Source organism: Pseudomonas sp. NPDC087804, assembly GCF_044742965.1.
Taxonomy (GTDB): domain Bacteria; phylum Pseudomonadota; class Gammaproteobacteria; order Pseudomonadales; family Pseudomonadaceae; genus Aquipseudomonas; species Aquipseudomonas rustica.
The window spans coordinates 10,038-23,205 of the sequence record NZ_JBIUVN010000035.1 but is presented as its reverse complement, the minus strand read 5'-3'; the positions used below and the strand labels follow the sequence as shown (position 1 = coordinate 23,205).

The 13,168-nt window shown below is 58.4% G+C and carries 13 protein-coding genes and 1 other RNA gene (1 of these 14 running past the window's edge); 4 read left to right on the top strand and 10 right to left on the bottom strand.

Annotated features, from left to right (window positions below):
• The 8 genes from ssrA to ACIOMO_RS25560 all read right to left on the bottom strand — a co-directional run.
• Positions 1-179, bottom strand: a transfer-messenger RNA (tmRNA) gene (gene ssrA / locus ACIOMO_RS25595); it reaches 216 nt to the left of the window's first position.
• Positions 180-275: 96 nt separating this feature from the next.
• Entirely contained in the window at positions 276-551 is a 276-nt protein-coding gene (locus ACIOMO_RS25590; RefSeq protein WP_053117006.1) for a hypothetical protein, read from the bottom strand.
• 160 nt (positions 552-711) lie between these two features.
• A complete protein-coding gene (locus ACIOMO_RS25585; protein WP_053117007.1) occupies positions 712-990 on the bottom strand; it encodes a hypothetical protein in 279 nt (92 codons plus the stop codon).
• A gap of 130 nt (positions 991-1,120) precedes the next feature.
• Complete coding sequence (locus tag ACIOMO_RS25580) at positions 1,121-3,931, bottom strand: FAD-binding and (Fe-S)-binding domain-containing protein (RefSeq protein ID WP_401244253.1); 2,811 nt, start codon at positions 3,929-3,931, stop codon at positions 1,121-1,123.
• The gene (locus ACIOMO_RS25575; protein ID WP_401244251.1) at positions 3,928-4,599 is read right to left on the bottom strand and encodes a lactate utilization protein C; all 672 of its coding nucleotides are present in this window, start codon (positions 4,597-4,599) and stop codon (positions 3,928-3,930) included. Before ACIOMO_RS25575 ends, ACIOMO_RS25580 begins: the two co-directional genes overlap by 4 nt.
• Positions 4,599-6,053 carry a LutB/LldF family L-lactate oxidation iron-sulfur protein gene (locus ACIOMO_RS25570; protein WP_401244249.1) on the bottom strand — a complete coding sequence of 485 codons (1,455 nt, stop codon included), beginning with the start codon at positions 6,051-6,053 and terminating at the stop codon, positions 4,599-4,601. The genes ACIOMO_RS25575 and ACIOMO_RS25570 overlap by 1 nt, the downstream gene beginning before the upstream one ends.
• Positions 6,050-6,874: a (Fe-S)-binding protein gene (locus ACIOMO_RS25565; protein WP_401244247.1), complete on the bottom strand. Its 825-nt coding sequence runs from the start codon at positions 6,872-6,874 to the stop codon at positions 6,050-6,052. Before ACIOMO_RS25565 ends, ACIOMO_RS25570 begins: the two co-directional genes overlap by 4 nt.
• A gap of 150 nt (positions 6,875-7,024) precedes the next feature.
• Positions 7,025-8,719, bottom strand: coding sequence for a lactate permease LctP family transporter (locus ACIOMO_RS25560; RefSeq protein ID WP_159812888.1), 1,695 nt, complete (start codon positions 8,717-8,719; stop codon positions 7,025-7,027).
• Between the two features lie 262 nt (positions 8,720-8,981).
• Between ACIOMO_RS25560 and ACIOMO_RS25555 the strand changes: the two genes are divergently transcribed.
• The gene (locus tag ACIOMO_RS25555; RefSeq protein WP_212544105.1) at positions 8,982-9,749 is read left to right on the top strand and encodes an FCD domain-containing protein; all 768 of its coding nucleotides are present in this window, start codon (positions 8,982-8,984) and stop codon (positions 9,747-9,749) included.
• A 120-nt stretch (positions 9,750-9,869) separates the two neighbouring features.
• Here the strand turns inward: ACIOMO_RS25555 and smpB are convergent, their stop codons facing one another.
• Positions 9,870-10,352, bottom strand: a complete 483-nt coding sequence (gene smpB / locus ACIOMO_RS25550) for an SsrA-binding protein SmpB (RefSeq protein ID WP_008088297.1) — start codon at positions 10,350-10,352, stop codon at positions 9,870-9,872.
• 119 nt (positions 10,353-10,471) lie between these two features.
• Here smpB and ACIOMO_RS25545 point away from each other — a divergent pair, with 119 nt between their 5' ends.
• Genes ACIOMO_RS25545 through ACIOMO_RS25535 form a run of 3 tightly spaced genes read left to right on the top strand, consistent with a single transcriptional unit; the run spans position 10,472 to position 12,624 of the window.
• Positions 10,472-11,875: a sodium-dependent transporter gene (locus tag ACIOMO_RS25545; protein WP_053117013.1), complete on the top strand. Its 1,404-nt coding sequence runs from the start codon at positions 10,472-10,474 to the stop codon at positions 11,873-11,875.
• Between the two features lie 7 nt (positions 11,876-11,882).
• Complete coding sequence (locus ACIOMO_RS25540; RefSeq protein ID WP_159812890.1) at positions 11,883-12,317, top strand: type II toxin-antitoxin system RatA family toxin; 435 nt, start codon at positions 11,883-11,885, stop codon at positions 12,315-12,317.
• On the top strand, positions 12,280-12,624 hold the full coding sequence (locus ACIOMO_RS25535) for an RnfH family protein (RefSeq protein ID WP_401244244.1): 345 nt from the start codon (positions 12,280-12,282) through the stop codon (positions 12,622-12,624). Before ACIOMO_RS25540 ends, ACIOMO_RS25535 begins: the two co-directional genes overlap by 38 nt.
• A gap of 60 nt (positions 12,625-12,684) precedes the next feature.
• On the opposite strand, the gene ACIOMO_RS25530 is transcribed toward ACIOMO_RS25535, so the two are convergent.
• The gene (locus tag ACIOMO_RS25530; protein WP_401244242.1) at positions 12,685-13,167 is read right to left on the bottom strand and encodes an outer membrane protein assembly factor BamE; all 483 of its coding nucleotides are present in this window, start codon (positions 13,165-13,167) and stop codon (positions 12,685-12,687) included.
• Position 13,168 lies beyond the last annotated feature (1 nt).

Genomic DNA, 13,168 nt, shown 5'->3' with positions numbered 1-13,168 from the left:
TTGACCCGAAGGTACCAGAAGCTCAGGGCTAAGGCTGCTTACGCAGCGAGAGCGAATTCCTGGCCGTAGTTTTCGTCATTGGCAACTATAAGTAGTTGCAACAGTGGATTTACGACTTCTGTTACCAAGTCGGCATGCACCTAAAGTTTCGCAACCGGCGTCGAATCCTAAACGGCCCCGAACTCATTGCTCAGTACATCTATTTGAGCAACAAGCCTGTGCAGTGTACGTCAATCGGCCGGGAAGGCCAACCCGAAGGTTGGCTTCCGGGTGTGTCAGTTACGAGTTGGATTGCGGATCTGCATTTTCGTGATCATGCCGTTGGTGATTTCAACGCATTTGCCATCGTCCCCGGCAGCCTGCGCCTTCATGGCGTCTTCCTGGGCGGTCTTGACGTTGTTCAGCGAGGTTTCCGGAATGGAGGGCTGGCTGGTGACAAAGTCTTTGATAACTTGAAGATTCCCGGCACACAGGTCTTTATCCGCCGCAAACACCGGCGACGCCAGAAGTGCACCAGCGATGAACAATCCAGCAATTGCAGAATGCTTCATGGGTATCTCCTTGAACGGTAGGTCTCGGTGCTGCCGGACGGTCTGGCGGCGATGCCGAGGTCATAACAGGCTACGTTAGCGTAGGGCCTGTTCAATCGACCGCCGCGCTACGCAGGAATTCGGTTTTTTTTACATCTGGTATCAAAACGCCTGCTCACGATCACTTCTTGGTGTCACCCGAGGTTTTCTGGATCTCCAGAATCGTTTGCTGGGTTTCCGCGACGCAGTCGTCAATCTTGCCTTGGGCCTTGAGGGCCTGGGCTTTTGCCACACTGGCGGAGACGCGCGCGTTCAGCTCCGATGAAGTCTGATATTCCGATTTCGCGTTATTGATGGTTTGCAGATTGGCTTCGCACAGGCTGTCTGGTCCGGCGGCAAACGAAGTCGACGCCATCACCGAGGCAGTAACGAACAGACCGAGCAGTACAGAACGTTTCATGTGTATCTCCTTGCGCTGAGGGATCCAGACTTCGCTGACCCTGAGTGCCGGTCACCGAAAGAAGGAACGGCCCCGAGTGTTCGGGGCCTGTTCTGTGGACTGCGGTCTTGCGCAAGGGTTCTGATTTTCTTCAGCAGGCCTTCGCCTGAGTGACCCGATCGACCAGATAAACCAGGCCGTGATAGTCGATGCCGCCGTGTTGCGTCAGGCCGATTTCGCACGTGCGGCTGGTGGAAATTCCTTCACTGCAATGCTGCACCGCGTCCTTCAAGGTGCGCAGCGAATGGCTGTTCAGCTCCGGCGTGGTGAAGCCCTTGTCGCCAGCAAATCCGCAGCAATGAATGCCTTCCGGAATCACCACGGTTTTGCTGCATTTGCGCGCCAGATCGATCAACGCTTGGCTTTCGCCCAGGTGCTGAGTGCTGCAGGTCACATGCACGGCAATCGGTGCGTCTTGTGGGGTGAAATCCAGTCGATCGAGAAGATGCGTACGGATGAAGCGCACCGGGTCGTACAGATCCAGACGGGTTTCTCCTACGTCTTGAACCAGGCGCAACGTGCATGGGCTGGTGTCGCAATAAATCGGATCGAGACCGCCGCGACTGGCGTGGAGCAGGGCGCTGATCAACTCCTGACGCTTGTGTTCGGCTTGCTCGGCGTAGCCTTTTGAGGCGAAGGGCTGACCGCAGCAGAGGTTGTCCTGATTGTCCGGGAAGACCACTTGGTAACCGGCCTTTTCCAGCAGACCACGGGTTTTGTCGTAGAGCGACATCTGCTCTTTATCCCCCGCCGCCGGCCCCATGACCCGCGAGACACACGCGGCCAGATACACCACACGCGGGCGTTCGTCCGACACGCTCGGGCTGAAGCGAATGGCTTTCTCCGGTTGCGGCATCGCATTTGTCCACAACGGCACCTGGCCTTTGGACAGGCGCGTAATCGTTGCCGAAAGTTTCGCCAGACGCGGCGCGCCGAGCATCATCCGCGCACCATTAGCGACATGCAGAGTGAAGCGTGCCCCCTGCAGAGTCTTGGCGAAATTTCCTTCAATCCAGTCAGCCGTTTTCTGATGCGTTGCGTGTCGGCCACGGAGCTTTTTCACCAACTCGCCGGTATTGATGCCTACAGGACAACGTTGTGCGCACAGACCGGTGGCGGCGCAGGTTTCGATGCCTTGGTATTCGTAGGCTTGTTCCAGTTCGGTGGTGTCGACGCCGGCACGTTTTTTCGCCTGAATATCGCGCCAGATCACGATGCGCTGGCGCGGGCTCAAGGTCAGTCCTTTCGACGGGCAGACCGGTTCGCAGAAGCCGCACTCGATGCACTTATCCACAATCTCGTCGGCCGCCGGCAGCGGCTTCAGGTGCTTGAGATGGATCTGCGGATCTTCGCTGAGCACCACGTCCGGGTTGAGAATTCCGTTAGGGTCGAGCAGACGTTTCAGTTGCCACATCAGTTGATAGGCGTCGCTGCCCCATTCCAGTTCCACGAACGGCGCCATGTTGCGCCCGGTGCCGTGCTCGGCTTTCAGCGAGCCGCCGAACTCCACAGCGACCAGTTGCGCGACGTCATCCATGAACGCTTGATAGCGTGCGACTTCTTCCGGGTTGTTGAAGCCTTGGGTGAAGACGAAGTGCAGATTGCCTTCCAGCGCGTGTCCGAAAAGGATCGCCTCGTCGTAGGAATGTTTGTCGAACAACTCGATCAAGCGATTCACGCCGATAGCCAATTGTTCGACCGGGAAGGTCACGTCTTCGATGATCACCGTGGTGCCGGTTTTACGTACGGCGCCGACGGCAGGGAAGGTGTCTTTGCGAATGGCCCAGAGTTTGGCGTTTTCGGCAGGGTCTCCGGTGAAGTCGACCTGCTTCTCCACCGGGAAACCACCGAGCGACGCCATGATTTGCGCCAGTTGTTCCTGTAGGAGTGCAGAGGTCGCCGCGCGGGATTCGATCAGTAGCGCGCAGGCATTGTTCGACAGTTGTTGTACGAAAGCGGGCATACCCGGTTTGTCTTGCACCGAGCGCAGACTGCGGCGATCCAGCAGTTCTACGGCGGACACCGGTTGGCTTTTCAGCACGGTAACCGCGTTGCAGCAGGTTTCCACATCGGGGAAGACGATCAGCGCCGAAGCCTTGTTCGGGTGATCGATTACCGTGTCGTACGTCACCGCGCTGATGAAGCCGAGCGTGCCTTCGGAGCCGACCAGCAAGTGGCTCAAGATATCCACAGGGTCATCGAAATCCACCAGGGCGTTGAGTGACAGGCCGGTGGTATTTTTCAGACGGTATTTGTGGCGAATTCGTGCAGCGAGTTCGGCGTTGGCGCGGGTCTCGCGGCCTAAAGTCGCCAAGCGTTCAAGCAGATCGCCGTGGCTGGCGTGGAATGCCGCGACACTCGCCGCGTCTTCGGTATCGAGCCGTGTGCCATCGGCTAGCACCAGACGAATCCCGGCCAGCGTGTGATAGGTATTTTGCGCGGTGCCGCAGCACATGCCGCTGGCGTTGTTGGCGACGATGCCGCCGATTTTGCAGGCGTTGATCGACGCCGGATCCGGGCCGATCTTGCGTCCGAACGGCGCCAGCCACGCATTGGCTTGCGCACCGATCACCCCCGGTTGCAGACGGATCTGCGTGCCCTGGCCACGGATCTCGCGAGCGTTCCAGTTATCCCCAAGCACAATCAACACGGAATCGCTGATTGCTTGCCCGGACAGACTGGTACCCGCCGCGCGGAACGTCACCGGGACATGATCACGCTGAGCCAGTTTCAGCAGTGCGACCACTTCATCTTCGGATTCAACGCGGATCACCAACTGCGGAATCAGCCGATAAAAACTCGCATCGGTGCCGAAGGCCAGCGTCGATAACGGATCATCAAAACGGCGCTCGGCCGGAATCAGTTGCTGCGCATCACGCAGGAAATTCACTGGAAGCGTCATTGGTCCTCCAGGATCAGCACCACGAGGTCTTTCGGGCCGTGGGCGCCGTAGGCCAGCACTTGTTCAATGTCGGCGGTTTTCGACGGGCCGGACACGAGTAATGCGTTAGTCGGCATGCCTTGCGCCCACTCGAATTCCTGTTGCACCTGATAGAAGTTGTCGCGGATTTCGCTGGCTTTCAGCAGGGCGAAATGTACTGGCGGCACCAGGCTCATCAACCGTGGTTCTTCGCGGGTTGGCCACATGATCAGGCTGCCGGTGGCGGCGATGGCGCCGAGGGTGCTGGTGAGGCTGGCCGGAGTGTCGTTGAACAGCTCGGCTTTCCATTCTTCCATGGGCCGGTCGTAGGATTTCAGCGTCGGCAGGTCAGGATTGTTCGCCCAGTGTTGTGTGATTTTCTGCCCGTGGGCGGTAGTCGGTGCAATCAACAGGCTCGGTAACTGACGATCGCGCAGCAATTGCGCAAGCAGTGCTGGCCACTCTTCGCCGGAGGTCATGTGGATTTCGGTGTGTACCGCTTCCATCAGTTTGCGCAGTTGCGGGATGCGTTGTTCGGCGCTGTAGGTGTAGGGCTGCGTCACCAAATCGACGTCGAAGTCGTCGGCAATCGGCGTGGCGCCGGTCAGACTTTTCCGCAGTTTGCCGAGGATATTTTGCTTGGCGCTCATCAGCGATCTCCCTGTTTGGCCAGATGCTCGCGGGCCATGTCGTGCAGTGAGCGGGCGGCGGGTTTTGGTGCGCTGTGGTTTTGTGTCCACGGGCCGACGTTGCTTGGCGTCAATGCTCGCAAGCGTGTGGCGAAGAAACCGAATAATCGATACAAAATTGGCGAGCTATTGAGCCTGGCCCAGGCGTTCCAGATAAAACGTTCCTTGCGCGAATACTTGCTGCCCTGACCGCGCATCACTTGATGGGGACTGTCCGGGGCTTTGACGTTTTCTTCGCGTAAGCGCCGCAGGATCGCCGGGATAGGAATTTTTACCGGACACACTTCACCGCAGGCACCGCACAGCGATGACGCGCTCGGGTGATCCGGAACCTTGGCCAGGCCAACCATGTGCGGCGTGATGATTTTGCCAATTGGCCCCGGATACACCTCGCCATAAGTGTGACCACCGACGCGGGTGTATACCGGGCAATGGTTCATGCAGGCGCCACAGCGGATGCAGTTCAGGGTCTGACGCAATTCACTGTCGGCGAAAGCCTGGCTGCGACCGTTGTCAAGCAGCACAAGATGCACTTCCTGCGGGCCGTCGAGTTCGTGTTCTTTGCGCGGGCCGGAGATCATGTTGACGTAAGTGGTGATGGGAATGCCCAGCGCTGAGCGGGTCAGCAGCGACAATAACGGCACCACGTCGCGCAAGTTTTCCACAACTTTTTCGATGCCGGTGACGGCGATGTGCACTGGCGGCACGGTGGTGGTCATGCGGCCGTTGCCTTCGTTTTCCACCAGCAGCAGGGTGCCGGTTTCGGCCACGGCGAAGTTGACACCGGAGAAGCCGATGTCCGCTTCGAATAATTTCTGCCGCAGGACTCTGCGACCGATCTGAATGAGTTGGTCAACGTCCTTGGTGTATTCCACGCCAAGTTTGTCGTGGAACAAGGACGCGACCTGACCGGCATTCTTGTGGATCGCCGGCATAATGATGTGTGAAGGCTTCTCGTGGTCGAGCTGGACGATGTATTCCCCCATATCGGACTCCAGGCATTCAATGCCTTGAGCCTCGAGGAAATGGTTCATCTCCATCTCTTCGCTGACCATCGATTTGCCCTTGATCACTTGCCGCGCCTCGTGAGCACGGATGATCGATAAGACGATGCCATTGGCCTCGTCCACCGTTTCCGCCCAGTGCACTGTCACACCGTTGCGGGTCAGGTTTGTTTCCAGTTGCTCGAGCAGGTCGGGCAACTTGGAGAGCGCGCGGGCTCTGATCGAGTTGCCCAGAGCACGCAAGTGTTCTCTTTCGTGGGCATCGCTGAAAGCGGCTGCCCGTTTGGTCATCAATGAATCCATCGCAGTGCGGAAATTGTTCCGCAGCTGCTGATCGCCCAAGGCGTTGTGGGCCCGGGTGCGGAAATCTTCTTCTACGGCGACCGTAGGAATAATCGCGGAAGTGCTCATTGCGCACCTCCGGTTCGTTGCCACAGAAAGCTGGCGAGATGTTGCCCGCGTAGCGTTTCTTTTTGTTTCTCCAATGCGCCGTTGATGTTCATCAAACAGCCACAGTCGGCGCTCAACACCTGATGCGCGCCGGATTCCTTCAGCGAACGGGTCTTGTCAGCCACCATCGCGCCGGAAATGTCTGGCATACGGACGCTGAATGTTCCGCCGAAGCCACAGCATTCGCTTTCGTGGTCGTGGTTGACCCGTTCCACGTTGCTCAACTGCGCCAACAACTCGCGGCCGTGCAGGTGGGTGTTCATTTCGCGGCGTGCCGAACACGAAGTGTGCAGCGCGACTTTGACCGGGTCGCCGCTGTCCTTGAGCTGCACCTTGCAGACGAACAGCAGAAACTCGGCCAGTTCATAGGTGCGGGCCGCGAGGGCCTGAACCTGTTTCAACGTGTCCGGCTCGTCCTTGAACAAGTCGGCGTAATGCTCGCGCAGCATGCCGGCGCAGGAACCCGACGGCACCACCACCGGATAATCGCCGGCAAACAGCGCCAGTTGCGAGCGCGCTACCGTCCGCGCCTGCTCGGTGTAACCCGAGGTGTAGGCCGGTTGGCCGCAGCAACTCTGCCCTTGCGGGTACTCGACCCGAATCCCTTCGCGCTCCAGCAAGTGGATCGCGTCCATCCCGGCTTCGGGGTAGAACAGATCAACCACGCACGTCCCGAACAGATAAACCCGCGACGGTTTCTCGCTGGGGTATTGCCGAGGTTCGGGCAGTGGCGGTGCCACGCGGGTCGCGTTCGGCACAGCGTTGTAAAAAAGCTCGCTCATCAGGCGTGTCTCCGGGTGGGCCCGGTTATCCGTCCGCTGAGGCTGCTGAATATAGAGAGTGTTGCTTTCAGCAGCCTTACAGACCGGGTGGTGAATTGCTGACGCCGGCATCACGATCCGGCGTCGGTTTTTTCCATGGTTCTTGTAGGTTTAGTGCACCAGCATGCCGGTGAACCAGTAGGCCTGAGCCAGGGTGATCAGACCGACAATCGTTGCAAAGAATAGGCTGTGCTTGAGGGTGAAGCGGAACAGATCCGATTCCTTGCCCACCAAACCGGTCGCGGCGCAGGCCACGGCGATAGATTGGGGCGAGATCATTTTGCCGGTCACGCCGCCGCTGGTATTGGCCGCTACCAGCAGGACGTCGTTGACGCCGATCTGGTGCGCGGTGGTCGCTTGCAGCGAACTGAATAGCGCGTTGGACGATGTATCGGAACCGGTGAGGAACACGCCGAGCCAGCCGAGGAACGGCGAGAAGAACGGGAACGCCGCGCCAGTGCCGGCCAGCACGAGGGCCATGGTCGAGGACATGCCGGAATAGTTAGTGACAAAGGCGAACGCCAACACCATGCCGATCGAGAGGATGGGCCAGCGCAGTTCGTAGAAAGTCTCTTTCAAAGTGGTCAGACCAGTTTTGAAATTGATCTTCAGCACCAGCATCGAGATCAGCGCCGAGAAGAAAATCGCCGTGCCGGTCGCGGAAATTGGGTCGAGTTTGAATACCGCTGGAATCGCGGTTGGCGCAGCAACGATCGGTGCGGTCTTGATCACCAGTTGATCAAGGTGCGGAATCGCAAAGTTGAACACCCAGCTGTACATCGAGCCGCCAGCGGCGAACATCGCTTTGAAAGGCTTCAGCGTCCAGATCGTTACCAGCACGGTGAGGATCAGGAACGGTGACCACGCTTTGAAAATTTCCCCGAGACTGTAAGGCGAAGCCACGGTGGTGCGCTTCTGGCCGAAACCGCCGACGCTGGCGGTAATCGCAGCGCTGGAAGTGGCGCCTGCGATTTGTGCGCCGGCGGTGCGTTTCGGCTGCCAGACTTTGAGGAACAGAGTCAGAGAAATCAGGCTGGCCAGCGCCGAAGTGATGTCTGGCAGTTCCGGGCCAATGAAGTTGGAGGTGAAGTATTGGGTGATGGCGAAGCTCAGGCCCGCGACCAATGCAGCCGGCCATGTTTCGCGCACCCCGCGCAGGCCATCCATCATGAATACCAACCAGAACGGCACGAACAGCGACAGCAGCGGCAGTTGGCGACCGGTCATGGCGCCGATCTTGAACGCGTCAATTCCGGTCACTTGACCGGCAACGATGATCGGGATCCCCAAGGCGCCGAACGCAACCGGTGCGGTGTTGGCGATCAGGCACAGGCCGGCGGCGTACAGCGGGTTGAAGCCCAGTCCGACAAGCAGTGCCGCAGTAATCGCCACGGGCGCGCCGAAACCGGCAGCACCTTCCAGGAATGCACCGAAGCAGAAACCGATCAGCAGCACTTGCAGGCGCTGGTCGTCAGTAATCGATAACACCGAGCTGCGAATGACCTCGAACTGACCACTTTTCACCGTCAGTTTGTAGAGGAACACCGCCGCGACAATGATCCAGGCAATCGGCCACAAACCGTAGGCGAAACCATAACCGGCGGCCGCGAAAGCCATGTCGACCGGCATCTGAAACGCGAAGATCGCCACGGCAATCGACAGGGCGAGGGTGATGCTCCCGGCCACGTGGCCCTTGAGACGGAACACCGCCAGCGCGAGGAAAAAGAACACGATGGGGATGACGGCCGCGAGTGCGGACACGCCGAGACTGCCGAGCGGGCTGTAGAGCTGTTGCCAGGTTTGCATATGGGGTGGCCCCTAATTGTTGTTGGTCAGGCACTGTCAGCGTTCTTGGTTAATTGGTAAGACCAATTTACAATCGCTGTTGGCTAGGGTAAAAGCCTTGGTATCGGTGTGTCAATTTGTCGCCCTAAAACTTTTGTCGAACGTGCAGCGCAGATCGCGTCTGATCCGCTTCGACGAAGTGGCGTCTGGTAGGTGTCGGCAAGGCGCCGATAGGCCAGAATAGAGAGCCCGGCGAGCGGTCGGGATCGTGGAGAAGTGAGTTATGGGGTTTGATCAGATACGTCAGCGCCGTTTGTCTGACGATATTGTCGAGCGACTCGAGGGGATGATCCTTGAGGGCACGCTGAAGTCCGGTGAACGGCTTCCGGCGGAGCGCACGCTGGCCGAGCAATTCGGCGTATCGCGTCCGTCATTGCGTGAGGCGATTCAGAAGCTCGCGGCCAAAGGCTTGCTGGTCAGCCGTCAGGGCGGCGGCAATTATGTGGTGGAAAGCCTGGGCTCGACGTTCAGCGATCCGCTGCTGCATCTGCTCGAAAACAATCCTGAAGCGCAGCGCGACTTGCTCGAGTTTCGCCACACCTTGGAGGCATCGTGTGCCTATTACGCAGCATTGCGCGCGACGGACGTCGATCGTGAACGGCTGACGGCGGCGTTCGATGAGTTGCAGGATTGCTACTCGCGCCACGACGAAGTCAGTCGGGTGGAAGAAGGCGCGGCGGATGCGAAATTCCATCTGGCGATTGCTGAAGCCAGTCATAACGCGGTGTTGCTGCACACCATTCGTGGTTTGTTCGATCTGCTCAAGCGCAACGTGGTGACCAACATTGGCGGCATGTACAAGCAGCGCACGGAAACCCGCGACATGCTGATCACCCAGCATCGGGAATTGTATCTGGCGATTATTGAAGGTCGCGCGGAGCAAGCGCGGGAAGTCTCCAGCCGACACATTCTGTATGTGCAGGAAGTGCTGGAAGAGGTGCGGCAGGAGGTTCAGCGCATGGCTCGGGCGGAGCGGCGCAAGGGCATGTGATCAGTTGTTTGTGTGTTGATGCTGCCATAGCTTTCGCGAGCAAGCCCGCTCCCACATTTGAAATGCATTCCAAATGTGGGAGCGGGCTTGCTCGCGAATACGCTTTAAAGGCAGAAGAAATTAATCTTCCTTGCCCTTGTTGCGCACAGCACGCTGCAGCTCACGACCGGCGTCGCGCTCGCGTTCGGTGTCACGCTTGTCGTATTCCTTCTTGCCCTTGCCCAGAGCAATCTCGCACTTGACCATGTGCTTGCTCCAGTACCAGGACAGGCAGACGCAGGCGTAACCCTTTTGCTGCACCATCGCGGCAAGCTTTTCCAGCTCGCGGCGGTTGAGCAGCAATTTGCGTGTGCGCACCGGGTCAGCGATGACGTGGGTACTTGCGGTCATCAGAGGCGTGATGTGGCTACCGAGCAGCCACGCTTCGCCATCCTTGAGCAGGACATAGCTGTCAACCAGCTGTAGCTTGCTTGCCCGCAGACTTTTTACTTCCCAGCCGGCCAGGACCAGACCAGCCTCGAACTTATGCTCGATGAAGTAATCGTGTCGCGCTTTTTTGTTCTGCGCGATGGTCCCTGTTGGGTGTTTCTTCTGTTTAGCCATAGGGGCGGCATTATATGGAGATAAACGGCCGTCGGCTACGGTGATGCTGCGTGCTTGAGCAGGTTGAGTGAATCCCGGACAATGCGGCCTCTTTTTCTAACGCTTGGGCGTGATAAACGATGTCGACAGACAAGGTTTCTGTCCACGGCAGTTGGGCTAGCCGCTGGGTATTCATACTCGCCGCGACCGGTTCGGCCGTGGGACTGGGTAGTATCTGGAAATTCCCCTACATGGTCGGGGTCTACGGCGGCGGTGCGTTTGTACTGATGTTTCTGGCGTGTATCGCCCTGATCGGCATCCCGGTCATGCTCGCTGAAACCCTGATTGGCCGCCGCGCACGGCAGAGTCCGGCGAATGCCTTGAAGGTATTGGCGCTGGAAGCCGGGCACTCGGCCAAATGGTCGTGGGGCGCGTTTGCCGGGATGATCACGGCATTGCTGATCCTGTCTTTCTATAGTGTGGTCGGCGGCTGGTCGCTGGATTACATCGTCGACATGGGCCGTGGTGACTTCCAGGGCGCGACGGCCGATCAAGTCGGTGCGTATTTCGGCAATGTCATCGCCGATCCATGGCGCCTGACACTTTGGCACACGATTTTTATGCTGCTGTCCGCCTTCGTCATCGCCAAAGGCGTGGTCGCCGGGCTGGAACGCAGCCTGCGCATCATGATGCCGTTGCTGTTTGTGATGGTGCTGGTGTTGCTCGGTTACAGCATGACCACCGGGCATTTCATGGAAGGCGTGCATTTCATGTTCGACTTCCACCCGGAAAAAGTCCTCGACGGTCTGTTGCCTGCGATGGGCCACGCGTTCTTCTCGCTGAGCGTTGGCGTCGGCTCGATCATGATCTACGGCGCGTACATGCCGAAGAACGCGTCGCTGTCCGGCACGGTGGTCGGCGTGGCGCTGCTTGATACCTTTGTCTCGCTGGTCGCCGGTCTGGCGTTGTTCCCGATCGTCTTCGCCGCCGGCCTGAACCCGAGCGAAGGCCCGGGCCTGATGTTCGTCAGCCTGCCATTTGCCTTTGGTAACGTAGCCTTCGGCCAATTGATGGGCGTGGTGTTCTTCGTGCTGGTCGCCGTCGCGGCCTGGAGCTCGGCGATTTCCCTGCTCGAACCGATGGTGGCGTATCTGGTTGAACGCACCAAAGTCAGCCGCGCCTGGGTGACGTTCTGGTTGGCGTTCACCTGCTGGTTCGTCGGTTTGGGCACGGTGTTTTCCTTCAATATCTGGAAGGAAGCCAAATTTTTCGTGAACGAAGACGGTCTGTTCCACCTCTACCAATGGGGTGCGAAGAGCGGTCTGGACTTCTTCGGTGTGATCGATTTCTTCACCTCGCGGATCATGTTGCCGCTCGGTGGCCTGTGTTTTGTATTGTTCGCCGGATGGGTGATGGGGCGTGAAGCGGTGCGTGACGAGTTGTCGATCCGCAACCCGAAACTGTTTGCCCTGTCTCTGTTCTTGATGCGCTACGTGGCGCCAATCGGCATTGTTGTAGTGTTTGCCGCTCAGCTCTGGAAGTAACGCTTACATGACGACTCATATTCAACGCTCAGCCCTGTTGCCATACCCGGCGCAATTCCTTTACGACCTGGTCAACGACGTGGCGCGTTACCCGGAATTTCTGCCGTGGTGCTCGGCGGCCGAGGTGCTGGAAAGCTCGCCTGAGCACATGCGTGCCAGTGTTGGCGTGGCGAAGGGCGGGCTGAGTCAGCATTTCGTCACGCGCAATACGCTGGTGCCGGGGCAGTCGATCGAGATGAATCTTGAGGAAGGCCCGTTCAACCAGTTGCACGGCGTCTGGGTATTCAAGGCGTTGAACGAAAAGGCCTGCAAGATCAGCCTGGATTTATCGTTCGATTACGCCGGGCCGCTGGTGCGTGCGACGTTGGGGCCGCTGTTCAATCAGGCTGCCAACACGTTGGTGGATGCGTTCTGCCAGCGCGCCAAGCAGATGCAGGGTTAAGCCGGTGATCGAAATAGAAGTGGTGTATGCCGCGGTTGATCGCCAGGTTCTGGGCACGGTCAGCGTGGCAGAGGGCACGACAGTACGTGCTGCAGTGCTCGCTTCGGGGATTGCTGAAGAGTTTCCTGAGTTGAATCTGGCGGAATGTCCGTTGGGGATTTTCGGCAAGGTAGTGCCGAATCCCGATTCGCGGGTGATTCAGGCAGGCGAGCGCATTGAGATTTACCGCCCTCTGCTCGCTGATCCGAAGGAAGTTCGACGCTTGCGTGCAGCCAAAGCGGCTGAGGCAAAAGCCCGAAATCTTTAAGATGCCAAACGCCAGACAATAAAAAACCCGGAATTTCCGGGTTTTTTATTGCGTCGCAAATTATTGCGGCGTGGTGTCCAGCGGCTCTGGTGTCGGAACCGGAACGGTTTCCACACCATCGACGTCCTTCTGGATCTGATCCAGCAAGGAACCTGGCTTGACCGGTTTTTCCGGTGCTGGCTTCTCGGTGTTTTCAGCAGGAGCGGTCACGTTAGTGCCACTGTCCTTACCGAGAATGGCTTCGTCACGGCTGACGCCCGGCATAAAGTCACCGGACAAGCTGACTAGCTGGTCGTTAGAATTGAAGATAACGCTGACGCGTTCCTGTTGGCGTTCACCGCCACCCGGTTGCAGGCTATACAGGTAATCCCAGCGATCGGCATGGAACGTGTCGGTCAGCAGGGGGTTACCCATAATAAACCGTACTTGCGGCCGGGTCATTCCCGGGCGTAACTGGTCTATCATATCCTGCGTGACGACATTGCCCTGCTGGATGTCGATTTTGTAAACCCCGGGGAATGAACAACCGGCGAGTGGGAGCAGT

Bases quoted from the DNA above. Each gene is read 5' to 3' on its own strand.
- ACIOMO_RS25590 (WP_053117006.1), bottom strand. From the start codon at position 551: ATGAAGCATTCTGCAATTGCTGGATTGTTCATCGCTGGTGCACTTCTG.
- ACIOMO_RS25585 (WP_053117007.1), bottom strand. From the start codon at position 990: ATGAAACGTTCTGTACTGCTCGGTCTGTTCGTTACTGCCTCGGTGATG.
- ACIOMO_RS25555 (WP_212544105.1), top strand. From the start codon at position 8,982: ATGGGGTTTGATCAGATACGTCAGCGCCGTTTGTCTGACGATATTGTC.
- ACIOMO_RS25535 (WP_401244244.1), top strand. From the start codon at position 12,280: ATGCGTTCTGCCAGCGCGCCAAGCAGATGCAGGGTTAAGCCGGTGATC.
- ACIOMO_RS25575 (WP_401244251.1), bottom strand. From the start codon at position 4,599: ATGAGCGCCAAGCAAAATATCCTCGGCAAACTGCGGAAAAGTCTGACC.
- ACIOMO_RS25540 (WP_159812890.1), top strand. From the start codon at position 11,883: ATGACGACTCATATTCAACGCTCAGCCCTGTTGCCATACCCGGCGCAA.
- ACIOMO_RS25580 (WP_401244253.1), bottom strand. From the start codon at position 3,931: ATGACGCTTCCAGTGAATTTCCTGCGTGATGCGCAGCAACTGATTCCG.
- smpB (WP_008088297.1), bottom strand. From the start codon at position 10,352: ATGGCTAAACAGAAGAAACACCCAACAGGGACCATCGCGCAGAACAAA.
- ACIOMO_RS25545 (WP_053117013.1), top strand. From the start codon at position 10,472: ATGTCGACAGACAAGGTTTCTGTCCACGGCAGTTGGGCTAGCCGCTGG.
- ACIOMO_RS25570 (WP_401244249.1), bottom strand. From the start codon at position 6,053: ATGAGCACTTCCGCGATTATTCCTACGGTCGCCGTAGAAGAAGATTTC.
- ACIOMO_RS25560 (WP_159812888.1), bottom strand. From the start codon at position 8,719: ATGCAAACCTGGCAACAGCTCTACAGCCCGCTCGGCAGTCTCGGCGTG.
- ACIOMO_RS25565 (WP_401244247.1), bottom strand. From the start codon at position 6,874: ATGAGCGAGCTTTTTTACAACGCTGTGCCGAACGCGACCCGCGTGGCA.